Source organism: Crossiella sp. CA198, from assembly GCF_052078295.1.
GTDB lineage: Bacteria > Actinomycetota > Actinomycetes > Mycobacteriales > Pseudonocardiaceae > Crossiella.
Window position 1 is genome coordinate 290226 of sequence record NZ_JBQJIM010000005.1, and the last position, 17236, is coordinate 307461.

12 protein-coding genes are annotated in these 17236 nt (G+C 71.3%); 6 read left to right on the forward strand and 6 right to left on the reverse strand.

The features are described from left to right. Positions 1 to 18: 18 nt before the first annotated feature. A complete protein-coding gene (locus ACTOWY_RS10435) occupies positions 19 to 399 on the reverse strand; it encodes a sterol carrier family protein (protein WP_441309388.1) in 381 nt (126 codons plus the stop codon). A 123-nt stretch (positions 400 to 522) separates the two neighbouring features. Here ACTOWY_RS10435 and ACTOWY_RS10440 point away from each other — a divergent pair, with 123 nt between their 5' ends. Together ACTOWY_RS10440 and ACTOWY_RS10445 are read left to right on the forward strand one after the other, a co-directional pair. After that, entirely contained in the window at positions 523 to 1149 is a 627-nt protein-coding gene (locus ACTOWY_RS10440) for a bifunctional 4-hydroxy-2-oxoglutarate aldolase/2-dehydro-3-deoxy-phosphogluconate aldolase (RefSeq protein ID WP_441309389.1), read from the forward strand. Positions 1150 to 1176: 27 nt separating this feature from the next. Next, entirely contained in the window at positions 1177 to 1878 is a 702-nt protein-coding gene (locus tag ACTOWY_RS10445) for a FadR/GntR family transcriptional regulator (RefSeq protein WP_441309390.1), read from the forward strand. 233 nt (positions 1879 to 2111) lie between these two features. Here the strand turns inward: ACTOWY_RS10445 and ACTOWY_RS10450 are convergent, their stop codons facing one another. Together ACTOWY_RS10450 and ACTOWY_RS10455 are read right to left on the reverse strand one after the other, a co-directional pair. Further along, positions 2112 to 2603 (reverse strand): hypothetical protein, encoded by a 492-nt coding sequence (locus tag ACTOWY_RS10450; RefSeq protein WP_441309391.1) that lies wholly within the window; start codon positions 2601 to 2603, stop codon positions 2112 to 2114. Between the two features lie 108 nt (positions 2604 to 2711). Continuing rightward, a complete protein-coding gene (locus ACTOWY_RS10455; protein ID WP_441309392.1) occupies positions 2712 to 4406 on the reverse strand; it encodes a glycosyl hydrolase family 28-related protein in 1695 nt (564 codons plus the stop codon). A gap of 187 nt (positions 4407 to 4593) precedes the next feature. Between ACTOWY_RS10455 and ACTOWY_RS10460 the strand changes: the two genes are divergently transcribed. From ACTOWY_RS10460 to ACTOWY_RS10475, 4 genes are all read left to right on the forward strand, one after another. Continuing rightward, entirely contained in the window at positions 4594 to 7287 is a 2694-nt protein-coding gene (locus ACTOWY_RS10460) for a glycoside hydrolase family 2 protein (protein ID WP_441309393.1), read from the forward strand. A 137-nt stretch (positions 7288 to 7424) separates the two neighbouring features. Beyond that, the gene (locus tag ACTOWY_RS10465) at positions 7425 to 9974 is read left to right on the forward strand and encodes a glycosyl hydrolase 2 galactose-binding domain-containing protein (RefSeq protein WP_441309394.1); all 2550 of its coding nucleotides are present in this window, start codon (positions 7425 to 7427) and stop codon (positions 9972 to 9974) included. Between the two features lie 48 nt (positions 9975 to 10022). Continuing rightward, the gene (locus ACTOWY_RS10470; RefSeq protein WP_441309395.1) at positions 10023 to 11894 is read left to right on the forward strand and encodes a glycoside hydrolase family 15 protein; all 1872 of its coding nucleotides are present in this window, start codon (positions 10023 to 10025) and stop codon (positions 11892 to 11894) included. Further along, positions 11891 to 12934 (forward strand): glucose 1-dehydrogenase, encoded by a 1044-nt coding sequence (locus tag ACTOWY_RS10475; RefSeq protein ID WP_441309396.1) that lies wholly within the window; start codon positions 11891 to 11893, stop codon positions 12932 to 12934. The genes ACTOWY_RS10470 and ACTOWY_RS10475 overlap by 4 nt, the downstream gene beginning before the upstream one ends. Positions 12935 to 12979: 45 nt before the next feature. On the opposite strand, the gene ACTOWY_RS10480 is transcribed toward ACTOWY_RS10475, so the two are convergent. From ACTOWY_RS10480 to ACTOWY_RS10490, 3 genes are all read right to left on the reverse strand, one after another. After that, positions 12980 to 13690, reverse strand: coding sequence for a S1 family peptidase (locus ACTOWY_RS10480; RefSeq protein WP_441309397.1), 711 nt, complete (start codon positions 13688 to 13690; stop codon positions 12980 to 12982). A 2-nt stretch (positions 13691 to 13692) separates the two neighbouring features. Beyond that, positions 13693 to 14373 (reverse strand): S1 family peptidase, encoded by a 681-nt coding sequence (locus ACTOWY_RS10485; RefSeq protein ID WP_441309398.1) that lies wholly within the window; start codon positions 14371 to 14373, stop codon positions 13693 to 13695. A gap of 74 nt (positions 14374 to 14447) precedes the next feature. After that, positions 14448 to 17123, reverse strand: coding sequence for an AAA family ATPase (locus tag ACTOWY_RS10490; RefSeq protein WP_441309399.1), 2676 nt, complete (start codon positions 17121 to 17123; stop codon positions 14448 to 14450). Positions 17124 to 17236: the final 113 nt, after the last annotated feature.

Consider the following 17236-nt stretch of genomic DNA (forward strand, 5'->3'; position numbering starts at 1 on the left):
TGGGCCAACTCGGCGAGGTCAGACCTGGAGCAGTGGCAGCCAGGTGGCGATTTCCTCGGCCCGGTTGCCGGAGGCGGTGAGGGCGCCGGTGTCCAGGGCGGTGGCCCAGTCGCGGCGGCCCAGCGCGAGTTCCAGCCAGGTGCGCGGGTCGGTCTCCACCACGTTCGGCGGGGTGCCCCTGGTGTGCCGGGGGCCGGCCACGCACTGGACCGCGGCGAAGGGCGGCACCCGCAGCTCCACACTGCGGCCAGGGGCCAGGCCCTCCAGCGTGCGCAGGCTCAGCCGGACCGCGGCGGCCAGGGCGGCGCGGTCGGGCTGATCACCGCCGTCCAGCCAGGGCAGGACCTCGGTCACCGCGGCGCGCAGCTCATGCGGATCCACCGCTCTGCGTAGAGGCACGCCGAAGGCTAACCCGGACCTCCGACGATAGGACTGTTCTCCTGGACACGGCGCGCTCGCTGTCGCAGAGTGAAGGAGTATTAGTAATACTTTTGCCGTTGGGCGGCGGAGAGGAGCTTGTCGTTGTACCGATGGGAAACACTGGCCGCACTGGCCGGACAGCGGGTGTTCGGCATCGTGCGGGCCGGGGACGCCAAGACTGCGCTGGCCACCGCCGAGGCGATGATCGACGCCGGACTGCGCACCCTGGAGATCGCGCTGACCACCCCCGGCGGGCTGTCGGTGATCGAGGAACTCGCGGGCAGGCCGGGGATCACCCTGGGTGCGGGCACCGTGCTGGATGAGGCCACCGCCCGGCTGGCCATCCTGGCCGGGGCCAGTTTCCTGGTCTCGCCCAGCCTGCACCCCGAGGTCATCCGCACCGCGCACCGCTACGGCGCGGCCGCGCTGCCCGGCGTGGCCAGTCCGACCGAGATCGTGACCGCCCTGGAACACGGGGCCGACGCGGTGAAGTTGTTCCCCGCCAGGGGTTTTGGCCCGCGCTGGCTGGCCGATGTGCGGGCCGCGCTGCCGCAGGCGCCGATCATGCCCACCGGCGGGGTGGCCCTGGCGGAGGTGCCGGAGTGGGTGGCCGCGGGCGCGGTTGCCTGCGGGGTCGGCGCGGGGCTGACCGAGGGCGGTCCGGAGGCGGCGGCGCGACGCGTGCGAAGTCTGGTCGAATCACTCGCAGGCCCGGCTACCGTGAGTTGATCTGCTCATCAGCCCTGTGGAGCGATCATGACCCAGCGCGGTCTGCATGGTCAGCTGCTGGACCAGCTGGGCCAGGCCATCACCTCCGGCGCCCTCCCCGGCGGCCGGGTGCTGCGGATCGAGGAACTCGCCACCCAGCACGGGGTCTCCCGCACGGTGGCGCGCGAGGCGGTGCGGGTGCTGGAGGCCATGCGGCTGGTGCACAGCAGGCCCAAGGTCGGCACCACGGTGCGGCCGAGCACCGAGTGGAACCTGTTCGACCCGCAGGTGGTGCGCTGGCGGCTGGGCAGCACGCAGCGCGGCGAGCAACTGCGCCAGCTCAGCCACGTGCGCGCGGCGGTGGAGCCCGCGGCGGGCTCGCTGGCCGCCGTGGCGGCCAGTCCGGAGCAGCGGGCCGAGTTGCTGGCGCTGGCCACGGAACTGGGCAGGCTGGCCGAACGCGGCGAGGTGGATCAGTTCGTGGAGGTGGACGTGCGCTTCCACCGGCTGGTGCTGACCGCCTCCGGGAACGAGATGTTCGCCCATCTCGGTGACTTCACCGCCGAGCTGCTGCGCGGGCGCAACCGGCTGCACCTGATGCCAGCGGCGCCGGACGCGGTGGCCACCCAGCGGCACGTCGAGGTGGCGCGGGCGATCGCGCAGGGACAGCCGGAACGGGCCGAGGAGTTGTTGCGGCAGATCGTGGCGGGCGCCGCGGCCGAGGTGGCGGCACTGCTGACGCGGAAGTAGCTTCGTGGCCTTGCGATCTTCCCCGTACCCCAAGGCCACGAAGCCATGTGATCCACAAACACCGCCGATGGTGGGCTGGAAGGAGATCCGCGAACCACCCACCGACGAGTCAAACCTAGCGCGCACGCACACTCCGTGCACGGATGGCACGCCGACTGCACTCCATTGGGGAAGACGATCACTCAGTCGTGCCAGTAGCCGTCACAAATTTGCTGGTCGGTTCTCTAGAGTGATCAACGGTCGCCGCGATCGGGGCCTTGAAACGGCGGGGCCACTCTGCCTGGTCCGCGCTGGTCGAAACGGTCGCCGAAGCGGCCGTCGTCCCGGTTGGGGCCCTTGCCGACGTACTCCCGGTCGTGGCGGTTGTGCCCACCGCCGTGACCGCCGACGGTGAGGCCGACCACCCCGGCGCCGACCACCGCGCCGAGCACGCCGACCGCCACCAGCTGCACGGCCTTGCGCTTGGCGAAGCCCTTGAGGCGGCTGGGAAGGGGCGGCACGGGCGGAGCGGGGGCTTCCGCCGCCTGGGCCGCCGCGGGCTGTTCAGCGGGCTGAGCTGGGGCTTCCGCGGCCTGCTTGGCCTCGGGCGCTGCCGCGGCGGGTGCGGGTTGTTCCGGTTGCGCGGGCGTGGCCGCGACCGGCTGGGTGGGGGCGTCGGGAGTGGGCTGCCGCGCGCCGGGTTCCTCGGGAGAACCGGCCGCCCTCTTCTCGTTCTCCTCGGACATGTGCCGCTCCAGATCTCGGTGTCAGCCACCCGGCTCTGGGTGGCTGACACCGAGGATGCGCGCGCTAGCTGTGTCCTGGCTGTGAGAAACCTGTCGAAAACCAATCGGTCACCGGCGGTGTCGTTTCCGCAGGTCACGCTGGGCCCGGTGCAGGTTGGGCGGGTTCACCTTCGGCGTCCCATAGGACTCGATCTTGGAGTTGAGCGCTCCCGAGAAGTCCGGTTTGTCGATCTGGCCGAACTCGGTGACCTCGGAGATGCCGACCGTGGCGCTGAACGGGGCCACGTGGTCGATCTTCACGCAGCCCGCCCTGCCGTTGGTGACCGTGACGTTCCAGTGGGTGAACCGGGCGCCGTAGAGCGGTCCGGCGTTGGCGCTGCCGCCGTGCGCGCCGTCGTTGAGGATGCTGACCTCGGTGCGCACGTTGGCGAAGGGCAGTCCGCGGTGGGTGTCGAAGGTGCCTGCCTGCATCTCGCCCTTGGACCAGACGTTGCCGCAGGACAGCCCCTCCACGTTGATGCCGTGGTGGCCGGAGCCTGGTGTGGGCGGCTCGGTGAACTTGCCGATCCGGAAGTTCTCCACCAGGTTGTCGTGCGCCTGTTCCCGGCAGGCGTAGGAGTGGTGCTGGCCGCGGCCGTCCACGCTGGTCCGGGACAGGGTCACGCCCTTGGCGGCGACCAGCAGGAAGCCGTTGTCGCTGTCCACCACGGCGACGTCGTCGGCCCAGCAGTCCCAGGCGCACTGGAAGGCCAGGCCGTTGTAGCCCTTGTCCAGCAGGTGCTTGGGCCGGACGGTCTTGACCATGCGGATGGTCAGCCCCTCCACGCCCGCGCCGGTGATCGGCGGCGCGAAGGTGGTCAGCCGCGGCTTCCAGGCGAGCCGGGCGTCCACCGGCAGCGGCTGTTCCAGGGTCACCTGGTTGCCGCGGACCCTGGTGATCCGCACCGGCCACTGGAACGGCCGGTAGGAGAGCAGCTTGTCCTTGTTCGACCACACGTACTCGGCGGTGCCGGGGCCGTCCCCGCACATGTGCCGGAGCAGGCCGTAGCCGGCGTCGTCGTCGATCTGCACCAGCACCCGCTGGCCGGCGTGCAGGGCCCGCCCGTCGGCCACGGTGAGGGTGAATCCGCCGCGGGCCGCGGGTGCGGTGACGGTGGTCAGGGTGCGGATGCCCTCGCCCTCGTTGCCCAGCCAGCCTTCCAGCGGCCACTTCTTGGCCTTGATGGCCGCGATCAACGGCTGGTGCCGGTCCCGGTGGCTTACCCAGACCAGGCCGCCCGCCCAGCTCCAGGCCGAGTTCTCGCTGCCGTAGCGGCTGCGGTTGATGCCGACGATCTCCTCCAGGCACCGGGTGGCGTACAGCGTGGTCCGCCCGCTGCCCTCGCCGCGCAGCACCACGTTGTCGTAACCGAGCTGGATGATGTTGTCGATCCGGTAGGTGCCGGCAGGCAGCAGCACGGTGCCGCCGCCGCGCCTGCCCACGTCCGCGATGGCGGCGTTGATGGCCGCGCTGGCGTCGGCCGAACCGTCCTTGACCGCGCCGTAGCGCAGCACGTTGGCCCGGACCGGCGGATGCGGCCAGCGCTCACCGGTGCGATACCCGGCGAAGGAGACGTCCGGGATCTGCGGGTGGTTGTGCGGGTTGCGGACATACTCCTGCCACAGCGCGGCTGTCGGCGCCTTCGCTTCGCCGGTCTTCGCTGCGACCTCGGTCGCGGCCTGCGCCGAACCTGCCCCGCTGGTCAGGGTGTAGGCCGCGGCCGCGACCCCACCGGCGAGGAATGTTCTGCGTTCGATCGTCATCGATCGTCTCCATCTCCCAAACGCGGGCGGCGGTTTGGTTGACGCGGGCAGCTTCACCCGCCGGAGGGGGGCACGGCAAGAGGGGAATTTCGTTCGTAAGGACCCTTGCCAAAGCAGGCGTTGACCAGCGAGAGTTGCCTGGGAAAGCCCCATCCAGCCGCCGCCATGTGGTTGCCGGGAGCGTTCAATGACCAGACGTCGTGCCCCGTGGCTGGCGGCAGCCGTCAGCCTTGCCCTCCTCCTGCCCGCCCTACCAGGCATGGCCGCCCCAGAACCCGCTGCGGCCGGACCGGCCTATCAGCTCGGCGCGACCCCGGCGGCCCCCGCCCGCGCCGCGCAGATCACCACCATCCCGGACTGGCGGTTGCAGTCCTCGGCGGTGGCCACCGGCACCGGGGCGGCGATCTCCGCGCCGGGCTTCAACGACAGCTCCTGGTACGCGGTGCCCAAGCGGTCCACCGTGATGGCAGGCCTGGTCGCCAACAACAAGTACGGCGACGTCAACTACGGCAACAACCTGCAGAAGGCCAACCGCAACGACTTCCTGGTGCCCTGGTGGTATCGGCGGTCCTTCACCGCGGATCCGGCGCCGGGCACGCACACCTTCCTCAAGCTCAACGGCGGGGTGATCTCCCGCGGCGAGGTGTGGCTCAACGGCACCAAGATCGCGGGCACGGACACCGTGATCGGCGCCTACCCGACGTTCGAGTTCGACGTGACCTCGTTGCTGCGCAAGGGTGACAACGCGCTGGCCATCCGGGCGAACTCGGCCGACCAGGATCGCGACCTGATCATCCACTTCATCGACTGGGCGCAGCTGCCGCCCGACCGCAACCAGGGCATCTTCCGCGATGTGCAGCTGGCGGCCAGCGGCGCGGTGTCCCTGCGCGAGCCTCGGGTGGACACCGACCTGCCGCTGCCCAGCCTGAACCACGCCGACGTCACGGTGAAGGTCAACGCGCGCAACAACACCAACGCGCCGGTCACCGCCGAGATCAGCGGCACCGCGGGCAACGTGGGCTTCCGGCAGACGGTCTCGCTGGCGGCCAAGGAGACCAAGACGGTCAGCTTCACTCCCAGCAACACCGTGGGCCTGCGTTTCCTCAACCCACAGGTGTGGTGGCCGTTCCAGATGGGCGGCCAGCCAATGTACGACGCGGCGCTGTCCGCGTCGGTGAACGGCGCGGTCACCGACACCGCCAAGACCAGTTTCGGCGTGCGCGAGGTCAGCTCCCGGCTGAACAAGGGCGGCCGCGAGTTCTCGGTCAACGGCAAGCCGTTCCTGGTCCGCGGTGGCGGCTGGGCCTCGGACCTGTTCCTGCGCACCGACCTGCGGTACCTGCAGGACCAGATGAACCTGGTCCGGAGCATGGGCATGAACACCATCCGGCTGGAGGGCAAGCCGGAGAACGACGAGTTCTACGACATGGCCGACCGGGCCGGGGTCATGCTGATCACCGGCTGGGAATGCTGCTCGAAGTGGGAGAAGTACAGCTCCTTCACCGCCGAGGACAACCGGGTCGCCGGTGAGTCGGCCGAGGACGAGGCCAAGCGGATCCGCAACCACCCGAGCCTGCTCGCGTTCATGATCGGCAGTGACGCGGCGCCCGGCGCGGGGCTGGAGAAGATCTACCTGGACGCGCTGGGCCGGGCCGAGTGGAAGCTGCCGGTGATCTCCTCGGCCAAGGCGCTCAGCTCGCCGCAGCTGGGCAGCCCCGGCATGAAGATGGACGGTCCGTACTGGTGGGAGCCGCCGAACTACTGGTACAACGAGCAGCTCGGCGGGGCGGCCGGGTTCGCCTCCGAGATCGGGCCCGGCCCGGCCATCCCGGAAATGGACGAGCTGAAGAAGTTCCTGCCGCAGGGCGACATCAACAAGCTCACCGACTACAACGCCACCCAGTACCACCTGTCCCGGTCGGCCACGTTCAACAAGCTGACCTTCTGGGGCACCGCGCTGGACGGCCGCTACGGCAAACCGGCGAACGCGGCCGAGGTGGTGAAGAAGGCCCAGCTGGCCAACTACGAGACCAACCGGGCCCAGTTCGAGGCCTTCGGCCGGGACTGGTCGGACACCAACAAACCGGCCACCGGCGTCATCTACTGGATGCTGAACAACGCCTGGCCGACCATGTACTGGCACCTCTACGACTACTACCTGGCCACCGGCGGCTCCTACTTCGGCGCCAAGACCGCGCTGCGGCCGCTGCACGTGCAGTACTCCTACGACGACAAGTCGATCGCGGTGGTCAACACCGGGCTGGCCGACGTGCCGGGGCTTTCGGTGCAGGCCACGGTGTTCAACCTGGACGGCACGGTCAAGGCGGACGAGACCCGGCCGGTGAGCGCCAAGGCCAACGGTTCGGTGCGGGCGGGCACCCTGCCGCAGCCGAGCGGCCTGTCCACCACCTATTTCACCCGGCTGTTGCTCAAGGACGGCAGCGGCAAGGTGCTGGACCGCAACGTGTACTGGCTCTCCACCAAGGCCGACACGCTCAACTACGGCGCCTCCACCTGGTACCACACGCCGCAGTCCGGCTACGCCGATCTCAAGGGGCTGAACAACCTGGCCGCGGCCAGCGTGCAGTCCTCGGCGAAGTCCACTGTGGAGGGTGAGCACACGAAGACCACGGTGACGTTGACCAACAACTCCAGTGGCAAGCAGGTCGGTTTCTTCCTGCGCGCCAACATCCGCAAGGGCGCGGGCGGGCCCGAGGTGCTGCCGACGGACTGGAGCGACAACTACGTCACGCTGTGGCCCGGCGAGACACTGACCCTCACCGGCAGCTATCGCACCGCGGACCTGGGTGGCGCGACGCCGAGTGTGGAGATCAACGGCCACAACGTGGCCAAGCAGGTGCTGTCCGCGCCGATCCGGTAGCGGACCGGAAAGACTGAGGGCGGCTCTCCCGGGTACAGGGCTCCGGAGGGCCGCCCTCGGCCTGCGCCGGGTTGGTTGGAAATTTACTTCGTTAGGAGTCTTGTCGAAACTGGGCAACCAACGGCAGAGTGCCGGACATGCGCCTGCCGCCACTGGTTCTCGGGATCGCCCTCGCCCTGTGCGCCTCGCTGACCCCGGCCGTCGCCGACCCGGCGCCGGATCCCGGGCTGACCGTGGCCGGACCCGGCAGCACGGTGGTGCCGGACTGGCGGATGCAGACCTCGGCCACCGCAGGGCTGGACGGCTCGCTGATCTCCAGTCCCCGGCACGGCGACCGCGGCTGGCTGACCGTGCCCGCGCGCTCCACCGTGATGGCCGGGCTGATCGCGAACCGGCGTTATCCGGACCTGAACTACTCGACCAACCTGCGGGATTCGGTGAACCCGGCCGATTTCAGCGTGCCGTGGTGGTACCGGCGGGAGTTCCTGGCCTTACCGCAGCCGGGCAGGCACACCGTGCTGCGACTCAACGGCGGGGTGATCTCGCGTGGCGAGCTGTGGCTCAACGGGGTGCGGCTCGGGGACACCGCCGGGGCCTACCCGCGGGCGGAGTTCGACCTGACCGGGCTGCTGCGCCCGGGTCGCAACGCGCTGGCGATCAAGGCCATGCCCGCGGACCCGTTCCGCGATTTCACGGTGAGCTTCCTGGACTGGAGCCCGCCGGCGCCGGACCACAACATGGGTATCTGGCGGGATATCAGCCTGGCGACCTCGGGCGCGGTGTCGGTGGCCGAGCCGAGAGTGGTCACCGCGCTGGAACCCGATCTCAGCTCGGCCCGGCTGACCGTGAAGGCGGCCGTGCGCAACCATTCCGGCCAGCCACAACGCACCACGGTGACCGCCTCGATCGGGACTGACCGGCTGCGGCAGCAGGTCGAGCTGGCTCCGGGAGAGAGCAAGATCGTCGCATTCCCGGAGCTGCGGGTGGACCGGCCGAAGGTGTGGTGGCCCGCGCAGTTCGGCGAGCAGCCGCTCTACCGGCTGGCCGTGTCGGCGGGTGAGTCCACGGCGAGCACCGACTTCGGCATCCGGGACGTGCGTTCCGAGCTGACCCCGCAGGGCCAGCGCAAGTTCCTGGTCAACTTCCGGCCGTTCCTGGTGCGGGGCGGCGGCTGGGCCTCAGACCTGTTCCTGCGGGCCCAGCCGCGGCGGCTGGCCGAGGAGCTGAAGCACGTGCGCGATCTCGGCGTGAACACGCTGCGGCTGGAGGGCAAGCAGGAGGACCACGAGCTGCTCGAACTGGCCGACCGGCTGGGCATCATGCTGCTGCCCGGCTGGGAGTGCTGCACCAAGTGGGAGAAGTACAGCACCTGGTCCGAGGAGGACTACCGGATCGCCGGGGCCTCCACCGCGGCCGAGGCGGCCCGGCTGGTCAACCACCCCAGTGTGCTGGGCTTTTTCATCGGCAGTGACAACGCGGCCACCGCCAGGGTCGAGCAGACCTACCTGGACGCCCTGCGCGCGGCCGATTTCACCGCGCCGATCCTGCCCTCGGCCGCGGCCAAGAGCACGCCGCAGCTGGGTAAGTCCGGGATGAAGATGGACGGGCCGTACTGGTGGATCCCGCCGAACTACTGGTACCAGGACAAACTCGGCGGCGCGGCCGGGTTCGCGTCCGAGGTCGGGTCCGGGCCGATGATCCCGGAGCTGGCCAGCCTGCGGAAGTTCCTGACCCCGCAGGAGATCGACGACCTCTGGCGGGCCCCGACGAAACCGCACTACCACCTGGCCAAGAAGGAAGTGTTCGCCACACTGAGCCTGTTCGCCGACGCGCTGGCCAAGCGGTACGGCCAGCCCAGGGACCTGACCGACTTCCTGCGCAAGGCCCAGCTGGCCAACTACGAGGGCAACCGGGCCCAGTTCGAGGCCTACGGCCGGGACTTCGCCGATCCGGCCAACCCGGCCACCGGCGTCATCTACTGGATGATCAACAACGCCTGGCCGACGCTGTACTGGCACCTGTGGGACCACAACCTGGACGCGGCAGGCTCCTACTTCGGCGCGAAGAAGGCGTTGCGGCCACTGCACGTGCAGTACTCCTACGACGACCGCTCGGTGGTGCTGGCGAGTACCGGGCTGACCGATGTGCCGGGGCTCAAGGTCCGGGCCACCGCGACCACCGTGGACGGCCGGGTGTTGGCCGAGCAGACGGTCACCGCCACCGCGCCTGCCAACTCCTCGGCCCGGGTGCTGACCCTGCCGGAGATCACCGGGGTCAAGGGCACCTACCTGGTGCGACTGCTGCTGGAACGGGACGGCGCGGAGATCGACCGGAACGTCTACTGGCTCTCCACCAGCGCCGATGTGCTCGACTTCACCAAGTCCACCTGGTGGCACACCCCGGTCACCGGTTCGGCCGATCTCACTGGCCTGCAGGATCTGCCGATGACCACGGTGAAGCACAGCGCGCGGCGGGTGCCGGGCGGGGCCGAGGTGCGGTTGCACAACAGCTCCGGCACGGTCGCGCTGGCGGTCAAGGCCAGTCTGGACGGGGCGCACGGCCCGGTTCGGTGGTCGGACAACTACGTGACGTTGTGGCCGGGCGAGTCGATCACCCTGCGCGCGGAGTACGCGGGCGCCGGCGGGCTGCCGCCGGTCCGGCTCAGTGGGTTCAATGTGGGCGGATAGCCGTGTCCGGTCGGGCAATTGCCGGGGCGGACGCCTAACCTCGGTGGAGTGGCCGATCACGAGCTAGCCATCTCCGGTGGTCCGGGACCGATCGAGGACTACGCCCTGCTGTCCGATCTGCGCACCGCGGCGCTGGTGAGCAAGACCGGGTCGGTCGACTGGTTGTGCCTGCCCCGGTTCGACTCGCCGTCCTGCTTCGCCCGGCTGCTCGGCGACGAGCAGTCCGGGCACTGGCAGATCGCGCCCACCGGGCCGGTGGAACACACCCACCGGCGCTACCGGGACACCTCGCTGGTGCTGGAGACCGAGTTCCACACCGCCGACGGCACGGTGCGGCTGATCGACTCGATGCCGCCGCACGAGAAGAACATGGATGATCAGCCCGCGCTGGTCCGGGTGCTGGAGGGCGTGTCAGGCGAGGTCGAGGTCCGGCTGCGCTGGGTGATCCGGTTCGCCTACGGGGACTCGGTGCCCTGGGTGCGCCGGACCGAGGCACACGGTTCGGAGTGCATCATCGCGGTGGCCGGTCCGCACACCGTGGTGCTGCGCGGTGACCGGCTGCCCTACCGGGTCGCGGGTGAGCGGGCGCACGAGGCGGTGTTCACCATCGCCGCCGGGCAGCGGCTGGCCTGGATCATGCAGTGGTCCACCTCCTACGAGGCGGTGGCCGAACCCCTCGATCCGGTGCAGGAAACCCAGGACAGCGAGGACTTCTGGCGGGAGTGGGCGGAGAACATCCGCTACGACGGCCCGCACGCCGACGCGGTGCACCGCTCGCTGGCCACGCTGAAGGCGCTGACCTTCGCGCCCACCGGCGGCATGGTCGCCGCGCCGACCACCTCACTGCCGGAAACCCTTGGCGGGGAACGGAACTGGGACTACCGCTACTGCTGGCTGCGCGATGCCACCTTCACGTTGCTGGCACTGGACAACTTCGGCTGCTCCGGCGAGGCGGTGGCCTGGCGGAACTGGCTGCTGCGCGCGGTGGCGGGCGATCCGGCCGATGTGCAGATCATGTACGGCATCGACGGCGAACGGCACCTGATCGAATGGGAGGCGGACTGGCTGCCCGGCTACCAGGGCGCCAAACCGGTGCGGATCGGCAACGCCGCCTACCGCCAGCTCCAGCTCGACGTCTACGGCGAGGTCATGGACGCCCTGCACCTGTCCCGCGAACGCGGGCTGGGTGAGACGCCGGAGTCCTGGGCCTTGCAGCGCGGCATGATGCGGCACCTGGAAACACTGTGGCAGCAACCGGATTCCGGGCTGTGGGAGGTGCGCGGACCGGACCGGCACTTCACCCATTCCCGGGTGATGGTGTGGGTGGCCTTCGACCGGGCGGTGCGCGCGGTGGAACAGCACGACCTGCCGGGACCGGTGGCACGCTGGCGGGAACTGCGGGACGCGGTGCACGCGGAGGTGCTGGCCAAGGGCTGGAACGCCGAGCTGAACTCCTTCACCCAGTACTACGGCGGCGCCGAACTGGACGCCTCCACCCTGCTCATCCCCGCGGTCGGTTTCCTGCCGGGGGACGACGAGCGGGTGGTCGGCACGGTGCGCGCGATCGAGCGGGAGCTGAAGAACGGCGACCTGGTCGACCGGTACAGCACCGACAGCGGAAAGTCCGATGTGGACGGTCTGCACGGCCGCGAGGGCTCGTTCCTGGCCTGCTCGTTCTGGTTCGTGGACGCGCTGGCCCTGTCCGGCAGACGAAATGAGGCGGCTTCCATGTTCGACCGGTTGGTGGCGCTGGCCAACGATGTCGGCCTGCTGGCCGAGGAGTACGACGCCGCGCACGGCCGGTTCACCGGCAACTTCCCGCAGGCCTTCAGCCACCTCGCGCTGGTCAACAGCGCCGCGGTGCTCTACGGCGGCCAGACCAGGGACGCCAGGGACCGCACCAACGGGCTCGACGCGTGAAGGCCGTGGTCGGCGTGCCCGGCGAACCCGGCCGGACCGCCCTGCGCGAACTGCCCGATCCCGTTGCGGGACCGGGGGAACTGCTGGTCACCGGCTTGCTGGCCGGAGTGTGCGGCACCGATCGCGAGGTGGTCGAACAGGGCTACGGCGAGCTGCCGCCGGACCGCGCCGAGATGGTGCTGCTGCACGAGTCGCTGGGCCGGGTGCTCAGCGCGCCCGACGGCAGTGGCTTCACATCAGGGGACCTGGTGGTGGGCCTGGTTCGGCGGCCCGATCCGGAGCCGTGCGGGGCCTGCGCGGACGGGCAGTGGGACCTCTGCCGCAACGGGAAGTACACCGAGCGCGGCATCAAGGCGCTGGACGGGTACGGCTCGCAGCTGTGGACGGTCGAGCCGGAGTTCGCGGTGCGACTGGATCCGGCGCTGGGCGAGCTGGGCGTGCTCACCGAGCCGACCTCGGTGGTGGCCAAGGTGTGGGACCAGATCGAGCGGATCGGCCTGCGTGGCTACTTCCGGCCGCGCACCGTGCTGATCACCGGGGCCGGGCCGATCGGCCTGCTGGCCGCACTGCTCGGCGTGCAGCGCGGGCTGGACGTGCACGTGGTGGACCGGATGCGCACCGGTCCCAAGCCGGACCTGGTGTTCGGCCTGGGCGCCTGGTACCACGCCGACCTGGCCGAGATCAGCTTCGAGCCGGACCTGGTGATCGAGTGCACCGGCGCGCCAGAGGTGGCCTTCGAGGTGCTGCGCCGCACCTCGCGCAACTCCATCACCGTCCTCACCGGACTGTCCGGTTCGGACGGTGACCTGCCGCTGCCCGCCGGGCAGATCAACAACAACCTGGTGCTGCGCAACGGGGTCGTGGTCGGCAGCGTGAACAGCAACCTGCGGCACTACCGGCGGGCCGCGGCCGCGCTGGCCGACAGCGACCGGGACTGGCTGGGCGCGCTGATCACCCGCCGGGTGTCCCTGGCGGACTGGCCGGAAGCGCTGGCGCGCAAGGACGAGGACGTCAAGGTCGTGCTGGACCTACAGGGCTGAGCGCGGTGCCGCCGGGGCTACCCCAGTCCCGGCGGCACCGGCCTTTCAGCCTCCGGTCTGCTGGGCGATCCAGTCCCGATAGGCGGGCACCGCGGTGTACACCGAGGGCGCGGTGGCACAGGTGGTGCTGGTGCTGCCCGCGCGGCTCGCCGCGCCGACGAGCTGCCAGGCCCCGCCGATCGAGCGCAGTTGTGGGCCGCCGGAGTCGCCGTAGCAGGCGCCGGAGTTCCCGCCAGGGTTGTTGACGCACAACTCTGACTTGTCGATGCCGAGGCAGCGCCGGGCCTCGACCACACTGGTGTCCAGCTGCTGCAACACCTTCGGCGTGCCGCCGCAGCCGGGCCGGGCGCAGGTCTGGCCCCAGCCGAGCAGCCGGGTCGCACTGCCGACCGGGACGTCCGCGGCGATCGGGATCGGGCGCTGGCCGACCGCGCGGTCGAGCTGGACGACCGCGATGTCGTAGTAGGCGGTCGGGCCCCAGCGCGGGTGCGCGATGATCCGGCGCACGCCGGTGAGCGTGCCGCCGCTGCCCGCGTCCCGGCTGCCGATCCGCACCCGCAGCTGACCCGGCTGCTCGTCCTTGACGCAGTGCGCCGCGGTGACCAGCCAGTCCGGTTTGATCAGCGAGCCGCCGCAGAAGTGCGCGCCGTAGCTGGTCTGCAGGCTGGCCATGAACGGGTAGTCCTGGTCCGCCGGGGTGCCGCCGACCAGGAACGGGATGATCGCGGCCGCGCTGAGCAGCTTGGTCAGCACCACCCTCACACCCCGGAGACCTGGCGGATCCAGTCCCGCACCGCGGGCACGCTGCTGTACTGCTGGGTGCTGCGGCCGTCCGCGGTGGAGGCCACGCCCACCTGGAGCCCGTTGAACACCTGCGGTCCGCCGGAGTCACCGGACCAGGCGTTGCCGGTGATCCGGCTGGTGCACAACGCCTGACCGCCGTAGTAGTCCCGGCAGATCGAGGTGAGCCGGACGTCGGCGACCTTGAGCTGGGTGGCAGGCGGCGCACTCTGGCTGGTCATGCCCCAGCCGTAGATCTGGTTGATGCTGCCGGTGGCCGGGTTGGCATCGGCGAGTTTGCTGTACTCGCTGGTCTGCACCGGCGCGGCCAGCCGCAGCAGGGACTGGTCGGCGCGGGCGTGCGAGGTGTAACTGGCCACCGTGGCCAGGGTGCCCTGGGCGCGGTGGACGTTGCCGACCCGGACGGTCAGGCCGCTGCCCACGCAGTGTTTCGCGGTGAGCACCCAGGTCGGCGCGATGATCGTGCCGGAGCAGGTGAAGGAGCCGTTGCGGTACACCGCGGCCGCCCACGGCGCCGAGGTGACGAACTTGCCGCCGATGATGAACGGGTCCGCGGTGGCCCCGGCCGGAGAGGCCAGCGGCACGAGTGCGGTGGCGGCCAGCGCGAGGGTGATCGGAAGCAGGCGGAGCAGACGCATGGGCACTCCTAGGCATCGCAGGGGACCCTGACGCTAGGAAGCCGTTGCCTGGGCACGAAACGGGGAAATCCCGGTCACCGCACCGGCCCGGCTGCGGGGTCCGGAAGGCGGAGCGCCAGTTCGGTCCGGGAGCGGACGGCGAGTTTGCGGTAGATCCTGGTCAGCGCGCCCTCCACGGTCTTGCCGCTGACGTTGAGCCGGGCGGCCACCTCCCGGTTGGTGGCCCCGCCCGCGACCAGCCGGGCGATCCGGTGCTCCAGCCCGGTCAGCGCGCCGCACGGCTCCTGCTCCTGATCCTCGCCCAGCACCGCCAGTGCCCTGGCCGCCCACGGCGTCGCGCCCGCGCCGGTGAAGGTGCGGTGCGCCAGCCGCAAGGTCTCCCGCGCGGCCGCCCGGCGGCGACGACGGCGGGCCGCGATGCCCAGCCACAGCAGGCTGCGCCCGTACTGCACGGGCTGGCCGAGCGCGGCCTGTTCGGCACAGGCGGATTCCAGTGCCCGCACCGCCTGTTCGGTCTGCTGGGCCAGCAGCAAGCGGATACCGTCGGCCCGCGCCAGGGTCGCCAGCACACCGCGGCGGCCGAGTCGTTGCGCTTGTTCGGCGGCGGCCGCGAGCACCTCGGTGGCCTCGGCCTGCGCGCCGGTGACCACCAGTGCCTCGGCCAGATCGGCGCGCAGCCCGAACACCGCCGGATCGGCCACGGCCAGCTCGGTTTCCAGGCCACCCGCGCGCCGCAACGGTTCCAGCGCCGCGGCCGGATCACCCGCGGCCAGTCCGGCCAGGCCGAGCGCATGCAGGTTACGCAGCACGAACGCCTGATCGCCGTCGGCTTCGGCGGTGGCCAGTCCGGCCGCGGCCAGGTCGGCGGCACGGGCCGGATCGCCGCCGACCGCCTCGGCCAGCGCGGCGGCGTAGCGGGCCGGGCCGAGGTCGGCGCCGGTGGATTCGGCCTGGCGCAAGGCTTCCGCGGCGCGCTGCCGGGCCTGCCCGCACCGGCCTGCGGCCAGCAGCACCTCGGTGGCGCTCCAGCTCATCGCGACCAGCTCACCCAGTTCGCCGCGTTCCTCGGCCAGCTCGAACAGGTTCGCCAGCTCGGTCTGGGCGGCGGGCAGCCGGTCGGCGAACAGGTGCAGCCGGGCCGCGGTCCAGCCCACCCCGCCGTGCAGGGCCACCGGTTCGGCCACCGGCACCGCGGCCGCGGTGGCCAGGGTGTCCTCGGCGGCCGGATCCCCCAGTGCCACCTGGCACAGCGCCAGCGAGCACCGGGCGTTGACCTCGGTGTGCTGATCACCGGCGGTGTGCGCGAGCTGGGCGGCCCTGGCCAGTCCTGCGGCGGCCGCCGGGAAATCGCCGCCGATGGCCGCGTGCACGGCGTGCCGCAGCCGGACCGGGGCCTCCAGCGCGGGTTCGCCGCGGGATTCGGCCAGCGCCCGGCGGAAGATCCGCTCGGCGGTGGCCCTGGTGTGCCGGGCCGCGTCCACCAGCGCCAGGCAGGCGGTGACCCGCTGTTTCCGGCTGCTGTGCGGGCAGGTCAGCACCGCGGCGGCCAGCGTGCGGGCCAGTTCGTGCGCGCCGGCGGTCACCGCGTCGGTGGCCGCGGCCAGCCGCCGGGCCACCGCGGCCTTGGGCTGCCCCACCGGCGTGCGATCGGCGGCCAGCGCACCCAGCTCGGCCGCGGCGGCGGGCAGTCCGCGCTGCCGGGCCGAGCCCGCGGCCGAGGCCAGGGTGCGGGCCAGGTCCTCGGCCGGGGCGGGCCGGGCCCTGGCCAGTTGCCGGGCCTGCTCCACCGGGTCCGAACTGACCGCGGCCAGCTCCTCGTGCGCCTGCCGCAGTTGCGCCGGATCCGCCTCCGCCACCACCAGATCGGCCAGCAGCGGCAGCCGGAAGGACAGCGCGCCGTCCACCGCCCGCTCCAGCACGCCTGCCCGCAACGCGGTGTCCACTGTCGACTCCGGCTCGGGCTGCCCGCAGGCGTGCAGCAGACTCACGGTGACCCGCCCGGCCAGCGCGATGCGCAGCAGCACCGTCCGATCGAGCCGGTCGAGCCGTTGGCGGAGCAGGGTTTTCGCCACCTCGGTGAGTCCGCCACCGGACCGGCTCAGCTCCAGGACCAGCCGGGGATGCCCGCCGGCGGCCTGGTGCAGTGCGGCCGGATCTCCTTGTCCACGCAACAGATCCGTGGTCTCGGCCAGGGTCAGCGGCGGCAGCTCCAGCACGGTGGCCGGGCTCAGCCAGGTGGCCAGCGGACTCGCCCCCGGCGCGACCAGCTCGGCCGCGGCGAACCGGGCCGCCTGCCCGGTCCGGCGGGCGGCGAAGGCGAGCAGGTCGACGCTGTCCGAATCGGCCCACTGGACATCGTCGAGCACCAGCAGCACTGGCGCCTCCGCACCCAGCGCCCGCAGCAGGGCGAGGAATCCCAGCCGCAGCGCGAGCCGGTCCAGGGTGCCGGGGTGGTCCCGGCGCACCGCCTGGCGCAGCGCGGCGAGCTGGGGTTCGGCCAGCGGCCGCCAGGGCTGCGGCGGCAGCTCGTCGAGCAGGTCGGCCAGGGTGGTCCAGGGCACCGCGGCATCGGCCGGTCCCGGCGCGGCCCGCAGGATCCGGCCCCGCTGGGCCGTTCGGGTCACCAGCTCGGCCAGCATGGTGGTCCGGCCATAGCCCGCCGGGCCGTGCACCAGCACCGGCCCGGCGGTCAGCCCGGCCACCGCGCACCGCAGGATCTCCGCTCGCCCCGGCACGACCAGCTCCTTCATCGCCTGACAGTCCACAATGGACAGTTGCTACCCGATCGAGCGATCGACCGACCGGGTTGCCGACGCAAGAATCGTTGCGCCCATTGGGTATTCGCGACTCCGCCAAGTGAGGG

What these genes read in the sequence shown, in the direction of transcription:
- ACTOWY_RS10445 (WP_441309390.1), top strand. Translation starts at nt 1,177, where the DNA reads ATGACCCAGCGCGGTCTGCATGGTCAGCTGCTGGACCAGCTGGGCCAG.
- ACTOWY_RS10450 (WP_441309391.1), bottom strand. Translation starts at nt 2,603, where the DNA reads ATGTCCGAGGAGAACGAGAAGAGGGCGGCCGGTTCTCCCGAGGAACCC.
- ACTOWY_RS10455 (WP_441309392.1), bottom strand. Translation starts at nt 4,406, where the DNA reads ATGACGATCGAACGCAGAACATTCCTCGCCGGTGGGGTCGCGGCCGCG.
- ACTOWY_RS10460 (WP_441309393.1), top strand. Translation starts at nt 4,594, where the DNA reads ATGACCAGACGTCGTGCCCCGTGGCTGGCGGCAGCCGTCAGCCTTGCC.
- ACTOWY_RS10465 (WP_441309394.1), top strand. Translation starts at nt 7,425, where the DNA reads ATGCGCCTGCCGCCACTGGTTCTCGGGATCGCCCTCGCCCTGTGCGCC.
- ACTOWY_RS10485 (WP_441309398.1), bottom strand. Translation starts at nt 14,373, where the DNA reads ATGCGTCTGCTCCGCCTGCTTCCGATCACCCTCGCGCTGGCCGCCACC.
- ACTOWY_RS10490 (WP_441309399.1), bottom strand. Translation starts at nt 17,123, where the DNA reads ATGAAGGAGCTGGTCGTGCCGGGGCGAGCGGAGATCCTGCGGTGCGCG.